The following is a 1,465-nucleotide window of genomic DNA, read 5'->3' as shown; positions in this document are numbered from 1 at the left end:
GGACCTGCGCCTGCAGCGCCTTCTGGTCGTCGGAAAAGTCGAGGTTCATGGCGAGCTCCGTCGTCTGCCCGCTACCTGCCCCCGCTCACCCGACGGCAGGAAAGACCCCTCTGCCCCCCTCGCTTCGCGAGCTTCGGGGGGCCACCCTCCCCTTGCAGGAGAGGACCAGCCTCCCGGCGCCCACCCCAACCCCTGTCATCCCGGTTTCCGCGAAGCGGAAGACCGGGACCCATAGACTCCGTCTCTCCGGATGAAGCGCAGCGGCGCCGCCCGCGGGCCGTCCCCACATCTGGCGCGTATGGGTCCCGGTCTTCGCCTGCGGCGAAACCGGGATGACAGCCGTGGGGGTGCGGCGATCGATGCTCCCCCTCTGGGGGAGCTCGCGAAGCGAGAGGGGGTCTTGCCGCCGCGCCAGCAACCCCTCCACCCTGCTGCGCTCCCGTCACCCACCCAACCCCTGTCATCCCGGTTTCCGCGCAAGCGGAACACCGGGACCCATAGACGCCGCCTCTCCGGATGAGGCGCAGCGGCGCCGCCCGCGGCCCACCCCACACATCGGGCGCGTATGGGTCCCGATCTTCGCCTCCGGCGAAACCGGGATGACAGCCGTGGGGGCGCGGGAGAACGCAGAGATCTCCGCGACCTCTGCGGTCAAGTCGGGCCTCGCGCCCTACCTCAGCTCCAGGATCTCGATCCGGCGGAACTCCACGGGCGAGCCTTCGCTCTGGAGCGCGATGTAGCCGCCGTTCACGGCCAGCGCGCCGCCGGCCGCCGCGATCAGCGGGGTCGCGGTCCGGTCGGTCGGATCGTACTGGGGCGCGTCGTAGGCGATGACGTCCTGGCCGTTGATGCGGTGGACCACGCGGCCCGACGGCGAGACCTCCGCCTCGACCTTCACCCACTCGCCGAAGGGCGCGGCCGGCGCGCTGGCGGCGTTGCAGTGCTGGGTGACCAGCTTTCCGGCCATCTCCACGTTCAGCCCCGGCGTGCAGAGGTTGCCCGTGGTCCGCGTCTGACCCGGCACGACGCCCAGGTACTGCACCTCCAGCGACACCGGGAACGGCTGGCCGATCGCCATCGTCGAAGGCGCCTGCGCGTGGATCATCACGCCCGAGTTGCCCTTGGCCCAGTCGGCCGTGTCGGCCGGCCAGGTCCCGACGAAGCGGTACTCCATGCGAAGGCGGTAGGCCCGGTACGGCGTCTTCCAGAACAGGTGCCCGAAGCGGTTCCGGAACGCGCCGCCGTACTGGTCGTAGCTGACGACGATCCTGCCGTCCTCGACCCGGAACGTCCGCAAGGGGTCCTCGCCGGCCGGCAGCCCCAGGATCTTGGGCGTCCAGCCCTTCAGCGACTTGCCGTCGAAGAGCCGGGTCCAGCGCTCCGCCGCGGCCGCGGGCGCGGCGGCCGCGAGAACGATCAGCCCGGCGGCCAGGGCGCGCATCAGACGATCGTGCCCCCGGTCTTG

At 71.4% G+C, this 1,465-nt stretch carries 1 protein-coding gene; it reads right to left on the bottom strand.

The features are described from left to right. Nucleotides 1–670: 670 nt before the first annotated feature. On the bottom strand, nucleotides 671–1,465 hold a 795-nt coding region (locus tag JNK30_RS20270; protein WP_367118768.1), incomplete at its 5' end, for a DUF1080 domain-containing protein.

Origin of the sequence: Phenylobacterium sp. (genome assembly GCF_016793225.1) — a bacterium.
Lineage (GTDB): Bacteria > Pseudomonadota > Alphaproteobacteria > Caulobacterales > Caulobacteraceae > Phenylobacterium.
This window is presented reverse-complemented; position numbering and strand designations above follow the sequence as displayed.